Here is a 7,531-nt window from a genome sequence, read left to right on the forward strand (position 1 = left end):
CGCTGGCCGGGCAGCTCGATCTGGCGCTGATCGATGCGTTCGTCGGCGAAGCTCAGCCGTGCCACCTGCCCCTCGCCCCAGCTCTGCCAGCGCTGCAGGTCGTCACTGGCTTCGATGCTGAAACGCTGGAAGCCGTCCTCGCCACCGCTCCAGTCCAGGCTCAGGCGCACCAATGGGGCGTCGATGGCGCTGGCGTCGAGCAGCCAGCCGCGCAGTTGCTGGTCCGGTTCGGCGGCGGACTCGCCACGCAGCTCGATCAGTGTGCCCGTGGTGCTGCGCTCGACCCGCAAGGCCGGCGCCGCCTGTGCATCGGCGCGGCCATGCAGGGGAAACCAGCGCACGCCGTGCTCCTGTTCATGCGCCACGGTCTCGCTGCGCCCCGGGATCAGCGCATAGGCCTGAACCTTGCCCTGGGCATCGAACACGCGAAGGTCGCGCAGGTCGCCATGCTGCGCGGCAAAGTGCGCAGCGATCGGCAGCTCCAGGCGGTACCAGGGGCCCTCGCCGGACAGTTGCAACGGCGCGGCATGACGAAAGTCCTGCGCACGCTCGGCGGCCTGCAGCGCGGCGCTCAGCGACAGGGACAGCAGCAGGCCAAGACGAAGGATATTCACGCGGCAGGCTCCTGCTCGTTGCTGGTTGAAGGTTCGGTCTTGCGTGGCGGCAAGGGGGCGAAGTAACCCACCACCAGCAGCAGCACGCCGACCCCGATGAACGACACGATGCGCTCCAGGCCGCCGCGGTTGCCCAGCTCGACGAAGAACAGCTTGGCCACCACCAGGGCGATCAGCGCCGCTCCCACCAGCCACAGCTCGCGGCGTATGCGCAGGTGGCCGAAGAGCATCAGTGCCAGGGCAATCAGGGTCCAGACGATGGACAGCCCGGCCTGCACCAGCATCGAGTCGAACAGCGCAGCGCTCTGCCAGGGCACGCCGCCCCAGTGGTGCGCGGTACGCATCACCATCACGGTAAGCAGGGCGAACAGCGACAACCCCGCCACGCCCTGCACCACCTGCAGCGCTCGCGCAGGTTCCAGGCCGAGACGCGGCAGGGCGAAGCGGCCCCAGGCCAGCAGCGCGCCCAGGCACAGCAGCAGCCCCAGCTCCAGCGGGTTGAACAGCGGCAGGTAAGGCAGCGGATCGCTGTCGCCGGCACTGTTGGCGTTGGCCAGCCAGAACCAGCCAAGCATCAGCGCCGCCAGCGGCGCCGCTGCCCACAGGCGGTATTCGCGCTCGAAGCCGGCCACCGGCCAGGGTAGGCGACGCGCCTGCGCCATAAGCCAGAGATAGGCCGTCGGCAGCAGCGCCCAGCCCAGCCAGCGCCAGGCGTTGTAGTGATCGGCCAGGCTCAGCAGCAGGTAGCGCAGTTCCAGCGCCAGCACGCCGATCAGCAACCAGCAGCCGAGCACATGGGCAATGCTGGCCGCGCGGCTCGGCAGCAGTTCAGCCAGACGGCGCAGGGCGAGCAGATGCACCACCAGCACCGCAGCCCAGCCGAGCCAGCCGAAATTCGCCGCCGGGTGATGCAAGGGATGCCAGGCATAGGCCAGGATCAGACCGGCCACCGGCGCCAGCAGGCTGCACAGCAGCGACAGCTCGCGCCAGCGCGTGCGCAGCGCCAGCAGCATCCAGAGCAGAGTCGTCAGCGCCGCCGCCAGCAACAGAACAGCTGCCTGCAGCTGCGGCGCCACGAAGCGCAGCACCTCGCTGGCCAGGGCCAGTGCCCACCAGGCCGCGCCCCAGGCCAGTAACAGCTGGCCCAGGCGCTGCAGGCTGACGCCGTCGATCCCCGTCTCGCGACCGCCGTGCGCCAGGCTGTGCAGACGCCAGGCGCCGATCTGCGCGGCCAGGCCGAGCACAGCGGGCGTCCAGAAGCCGGTATGCGCCAACGGCGACAGCCCCTCGCCGCTGATTCCTGCCAGCAGCAGCGGCCCGGCGGCGAGGAAGGCCAGGCCGGCGAACAGCTGCAGCGCCAGGCTGAACAGGAAGGCGGCGCGTTGCTGCAGATACAGCGCCAGCCAAAGAATCAGCAGCCCCGTGCCGCCCCATACCGCCGCAGCCGCCACCCAGGGCAGCACGAAGAGCACGGCCAGATTGATGAACACCAGGCCCACCAGCATGACCATCGACAATGCGCCGAGCAGCCGGCGGTTCTCGCGAATCTGCGGGTCGCGCGCCGCCAGCAGCATGCCGGCAATCAGGCCGAAACCGACCATCGACGCGGCCAGCAAGCCGAACCAGCCCGCCTTGAAGCTGTTACCGCCGAACAGCGAATCCAGTGCCATCTGCCCGAGGAACAGCAGCCCGCCGAGCAGCTGCACGGCAAAGGCGCTGTAGACGAAGTTCGGCGCCGCGATGCGCAGCCCGACCAACAGCGTCGCCAGCCCCGCCAGCGCCCAGGCGATGGCCGTGCCGGGGGCCTCGAACAGCAGCGGTGCGATCAGATAGAGAAACGCCAGGCCGGCAATGCCGAGCCAGGGCAGCAGGCGCCTCTCCCAGGCGCTGCCCGCCTCAGGTTCGCGGCGCAGTTGCCAGTAGCTGAACAGCAGCGCCACGCCGAGCATCAGCGCGCCCAGCGGCGAACCCTCCAGCAGACTGGCGTAGCCGAGATCCAGGCCACTGACGAAGGCCAGCGCTGCGCCGAGCTGCAGCAACAGGGCGAAGGCGCGCGCCAGCGGTCGGCCCTGGCGCAGGCCGAGCCAGTAGATACCGGCGCCTTCCACCGCCCAGGCCGCCGCCGTCCAGCGCGCATCCAGCCCCAGCGGAATGGCCAGGCTGGCGAACACCACGCCGAGCGCCAGGCAGCTTTCCACCAGCAGCAAGGCGCGCTCGCCGGCGCGCGCCTTGAGTATGCGCGCCAGCAGCAGATAGAACAGACCGAGGCCGAGGGCGCTGAACGCCGCAGCGAACTCGATATGGCGCACCAGCGCCACCTGCAGGCCGAAGCCGATCAGTGGCGGGCCGAACAGGGTGGTGGCATCGACATAATCGCCACGCCGCGCCGACCAGCGCAGCAGCTCGTCACGCGTCTCGGGCGCATCCGCCGCGTCACGCAGGGTACGGCGGGCGAACAACAGGCCGATGGCCACGTACATCAAAAAGAACAGGATCAGGAACGGCTGGGTGCTGCCCAGCAGCTCCGGCGTGTAGGAGCGCAGGCCCCAGGCGAAGCCGATGCCGAAGGTGCCGACGAAGCCGATCAGGTTGAGCAGGCGCCAGGCCTTGAACCAGGCGATGGCGAAGATGCCGGCATTGAGCAGGGCGAAATAGGAGAACAGCGCGACATGGTTGCCGCTGCCGGTGGAGGTCAGGATCGGTGCGGCGAAGCCGCCCAGCGCTGCCGCGGCGGCCAGGCCCAGGGCGTTCTGCTGCACGGCGAGAATCGCCGAGAATAGCGTGACCGCCACCAGCAGCCCCAGCGCCATGCCGGGGTCGAGCAATGGGTGCAGGCGCATGGCGGCGAACACCGTCAGGTACAGCACGGCGATACCGGTGCCCTGCAGCACCAAGGCGTAACCGGGATTGCGCCGGCGTAGCCACCAGCCCAGGCCGAGCAGAGCCAGGGCACTGGCCGCCACGCCCATGTAGCGCAGCTCGATCGGCACCTCGACGCCTTCGGTGGCGTAGCGCAGCAGAAAGGCCAGGCCGAGGAACAGCAGCACCACACCGACCCGCAATACGGTGTTGCCACCCAGCAGCCAGGCCTTGGCAGCGGCGAAGCCGCGTTCGAGCAGATTCGGTTCGCGCGGCGTCTGCGCGCGCCAGGGGCTTTGCTGCGGCGCGGGTGGCGGTCGATGAGCAGTTGGTGCGGCGGCGGGTGCAGGTTCTGCGGCCGGCTGCGGGGCTGGCGCCTCGATCTCCGGCGCCAGCGTCCAGTCCAGCTCCGGTTCCGGCGTCGGCTCGGCGGCCTGCGCCACCACCAATTCCACTGGTTGTTCGGCTTGCGGCTCGCTATTGACGCTGGCCTGGGCTGGAGTCGGCTCGGGCGCGGGTTCATCGCGCTGACCCTGCTCCACCTTGACCAGGCGCTCGTGCATGGCGCGCGTGCCGCGCTCGAAGCGCTCGGCGAATTCCTTGAGCTGTGCGGTCAGTTGCGCGTTGCGCGTCTCCAGCCCTTGCAGACGCAGCGCCTGCCCCAGACTGAGGCCGAGCAGGCCGCCAAGAATGGCGCCCGTGACGGATTCGCTGGCGCCCGCGCCGAGCACCAGTCCGACCAGCATGAAGATCCATTGCATGCGTTATGTCCTACCGCTGTGGAAGTGTCCTCGCGTCCCTGCCGGCAGCCCGAGGTGGCTGCCAGTATAGGAGCAGCGAGCGTCCAGCCACAGAGAGACGACTGCCACCCAGGTCACAGGCACAACGCAAAGTAGCCAACTGCCAGCCGGTGCTTCACAAATGCCGCGCGCCCGCTATCATCGCCGCCCCGTGACAGCAGCGGCGCAGACCGCACGATAAAGCCATGATGAAGCCCCGCCTGATAGCCGCCGCCGAGATCGACCGCCTGGAAACCTGGGCCAAATACACGGCCGACATGTGCCACAGCTGCATCTCCAGCTGCTGCACCCTGCCGGTGGAAGTACGCCTGAACGATCTGATCCGTCTGGAGCTGGTGGACGAGTTCGAGCGCAGCGAGCCACCGAAGAACATCGCCAAGCGCCTGCAGAAGGATGGCGTGGTCGAGCGCTTCAACCAGAAGTCGGGCATCTTCACCCTGACCCGCATGTCCAACAACGACTGCCTGTTCCTCGATCGCAAGACGCGCCTGTGCACCGTCTACGACAAGCGCCCGGATACCTGCCGCCATCATCCCAAGGTCGGCCCGCGGCCGGGGTATTGCGCTTACAAACCGAAGTAGGCCGGACATGCGCGGCGCGCTGCAGCGCCGCGCATTTCGGGTATATCAGCGCTGCAGCACGCGGATCCGGGACAGCAGCTCGTCACGGTCGACATAGCACCCCTGGAAATGCCGCGCGCCGCTCGCCGAGTCGAATTCGGTGCGCGCGTGCATCACCCGCCGATTGTCGAAGCACCACAGCTGCCCGGCCTCGAGCCGGCGCTGCAGGCGAAAGCGTGGCTCGCGGGTCAGGGCGATGAAGCGCCGATAGGCACGATACAGCGCCGGCATGCGCTCGACCGGCGCGTCGAACGGGCCACGCAGGAAGTTGGCCATGCGCACCTCGCCGATCCGCCCCTCGGCATCCAGCGCGATGATCGGCGCCAGGCAACGGTAGTCGCTGGTGCGGCTCTTGTTGCGGAACTCCACCGGCGTCGTGCACAGGATGTCGAACAGCTCGGGCGACTCCTGGTGCAGTGCCTCGGCGATGGCGAAACCGTCGACGAACACGCTCTCGCCGCCCGTCGCATCGTTGACCAGGCAATGCAGGAACTGCAGGCCCGGCTGCAGCTCGCGGGTCGGCAGGTCGGTGTGCAGCGGCAGGTTGAAGGCGGTGTAGGCGTTGCTGTCGGCATCGGCCTTGGACTGCACGTCGAACAGCACGCCGAAGTTGCTCTCGCGAATGAAGGAGATGCGCTTGGCGAGCCGGAGCAGAACGCCCTCGCTGGCCGGCACCGCCACCAGCTGGGTCAGGCCCAGATCGCGCACCGCCAGCAACCAGCGCAACAGGGTGGCGTCGTCCTCGAGCACCGCCTGGTAGTCGAAGCGCGGCAACTGCTCGGCCAGTTCGGCACCCCACAGCTGCGGTTGCGGACGCTGCGCCTGGCGCTCTTCGCGCGATGCCGGGTCATAGGCGTGGGCCCGCAGCCAGCCGGGATGGAAGCGGCTGTGGTGACCGCCCAGCCAGTCGATCAGCAGATGGCCCTGCTCGTCGATGCGGGTCCGCTGTGGAGACAGCTCCTCCGCCACGTCGACGATCTCCAGCAGCTGTTCCCGGGTCACGCCGTAGACGCACTGGCTGCAGGGGCAGTTGTCGCGCAGCCACTGGTAATGGAAGGGGCTGACCCGGCCATCGCTCCAGGTGACCAGCAGGCTGTCGCGGGTAGCGTTGAGGCCGACCAGGTCGGCACTGATCGGGTAGGTACGCCAATCGGCGATGGGCGCGGCCTGGAGCGAGGGATCTACGGCATTCATGGCGGTCTCCTTGCGGGATGCTGGCCCGCGAAATTGTTGTCAGAGATGGGGGGACGCACACCAGGCCATCCTGGCCTGCCGGCCGGGCACTAGGCCCTGGCCGGGGGCAAGGCTATGACCCGGCCGACATGCAGCGGTATGGGCAGACTCCGATGGGCCTGCGCCAACGCCAGCAGCCGTTGCCGCACCTGCTCGTCGAACGCGGCCGAACGGCCGCCGGCAGTGTCGATGTTCATCAGCATCTGCTCGCTGGCGGCGAGCAGTTCCTCGCCCTCCGGGTAGTAGAGGCCGTGGTGGATGTGCAGGCGCTTGCCGTCATGCGCCAGCAACTGGGTGCGCACCTCTACCTCGGCGCCGAGCTTGATCTCGGCCAGGTAGTTGAGGTGGCACTCCAGGGTGTACAGAGTGTGGCCGCTGCGGGCGCGCCCCGCCTCGTCCAGGCCCAGGTAGTCCATGAGCGCGTCGGTGGCGTAGCTGAAGATCAGCAGATAGAAGGCATCGCGCAGATGGCCGTTGTAATCCACCCACTCGGGGGGAATGGTGGTGCGATAAGTCGGCAGATTCATGTTCAGCTTCCGTTGAGGCTCTCCCCGCCCCCTCTCCCTTCAACGGGAGAGGGGAGCTGGACAGGAGTCGCCCGTAGGGTGCGCCGCGCGCACCGGAAAGACGCGGTTACTCGGCGAACTCGAAGCCATGCTTGGCCTTGGTCTGGCGGATCGCCTCCAGCACCGCCAGCAGGCAATCGTCGCGATAGCGCTCCAGGGCATCCAGGCTGCGTTCGCCCTGCTGCTCGGCTGTGCCCTCGACCACCGCGTCGATCAGCCCCTCGGTCAGCTCCGGCGCCTCAAGGTACGTCCAGGGCAGCTTCAGCGCCGGGCCGAATTGGGCCATGAAGTGACGCATGCCGGCCGGGCCGCCGGCCAGGGTGTAGGTCAGGAAGCTGCCCATGAACGACCAGCGCAGGCCGGCGCCGAAGCGGATCGCATCGTCGATCTCGCCGGTGCTCGCCACGCCGTCGTTGACCAGGTGCAGCGCCTCGCGCCACAGGGCCTCGAGCAGGCGGTCGGCGATAAAGCCCGGCACCTCCTTGCGCACATGCAGCGGGCGCATGCCCAGCGATTGGTAGACCTCGATGGCGGCCTGCACCGCCTCAGGGGCGGTCTTCGCGCCGCCCACCACCTCCACCAGCGGCAGCAGATAGACCGGGTTGAACGGGTGGCCGACCAGGCAGCGCTCGGGATGCTTGGCGTCTGCATAGAATTCGCTGGGCAGCAGGCCCGAGGTGCTGGAGCCGATCAACACATCCGGGCGCGCCGCGGCACTGATCTTCGCGTGCAGCTCGCACTTGAGCTCGAGGCGCTCGGGGGCGCTCTCCTGGATGAAATCGGCATCGCGTACGCAGTCTTCGATGGTGTCCACGAAGCGCAGGCGCTCCAGCGAGGCG

6 protein-coding genes are annotated in these 7,531 nt (G+C 68.5%); 1 reads left to right on the forward strand and 5 read right to left on the reverse strand.

Going from position 1 to position 7,531, the window contains the following annotated elements; translation table 11 throughout:
* Positions 1 to 614 (reverse strand): DUF3999 family protein (locus N7333_RS23185; protein ID WP_279859444.1); only part of this gene is annotated, 614 nt, incomplete at its 3' end.
* Entirely contained in the window at positions 611 to 4,234 is a 3,624-nt protein-coding gene (locus N7333_RS23190; protein ID WP_129481909.1) for a DUF2339 domain-containing protein, read from the reverse strand. The genes N7333_RS23185 and N7333_RS23190, both read right to left, overlap by 4 nt.
* 224 nt (positions 4,235 to 4,458) lie before the next feature.
* Between N7333_RS23190 and N7333_RS23195 the strand changes: the two genes are divergently transcribed.
* Positions 4,459 to 4,854 carry a YkgJ family cysteine cluster protein gene (locus N7333_RS23195; RefSeq protein ID WP_011920733.1) on the forward strand — a complete coding sequence of 132 codons (396 nt, stop codon included), beginning with the start codon at positions 4,459 to 4,461 and terminating at the stop codon, positions 4,852 to 4,854.
* A gap of 45 nt (positions 4,855 to 4,899) precedes the next feature.
* Here N7333_RS23195 and N7333_RS23200 read toward each other — a convergent pair whose 3' ends face one another.
* The 3 genes from N7333_RS23200 to N7333_RS23210 form a co-directional block, all read right to left on the reverse strand.
* Positions 4,900 to 6,087, reverse strand: coding sequence for a gamma-butyrobetaine dioxygenase (locus N7333_RS23200; RefSeq protein WP_129481910.1), 1,188 nt, complete (start codon positions 6,085 to 6,087; stop codon positions 4,900 to 4,902).
* A gap of 89 nt (positions 6,088 to 6,176) precedes the next feature.
* On the reverse strand, positions 6,177 to 6,653 hold the full coding sequence (locus tag N7333_RS23205) for a thioesterase family protein (protein WP_129481911.1): 477 nt from the start codon (positions 6,651 to 6,653) through the stop codon (positions 6,177 to 6,179).
* 106 nt (positions 6,654 to 6,759) lie between these two features.
* The coding region (locus N7333_RS23210) for an L-carnitine dehydrogenase (protein ID WP_279859445.1) at positions 6,760 to 7,531 on the reverse strand (772 nt) is incomplete at its 5' end.

Source organism: Pseudomonas sp. GD04158 (assembly GCF_029834875.1).
Lineage (GTDB): Bacteria > Pseudomonadota > Gammaproteobacteria > Pseudomonadales > Pseudomonadaceae > Aquipseudomonas > Aquipseudomonas hydrolytica.

Bases quoted from the DNA above. Each gene is read 5' to 3' on its own strand.
- N7333_RS23190 (WP_129481909.1), bottom strand. From the start codon at position 4,234: ATGCAATGGATCTTCATGCTGGTCGGACTGGTGCTCGGCGCGGGCGCC.
- N7333_RS23200 (WP_129481910.1), bottom strand. From the start codon at position 6,087: ATGAATGCCGTAGATCCCTCGCTCCAGGCCGCGCCCATCGCCGATTGG.
- N7333_RS23205 (WP_129481911.1), bottom strand. From the start codon at position 6,653: ATGAATCTGCCGACTTATCGCACCACCATTCCCCCCGAGTGGGTGGAT.
- N7333_RS23195 (WP_011920733.1), top strand. From the start codon at position 4,459: ATGATGAAGCCCCGCCTGATAGCCGCCGCCGAGATCGACCGCCTGGAA.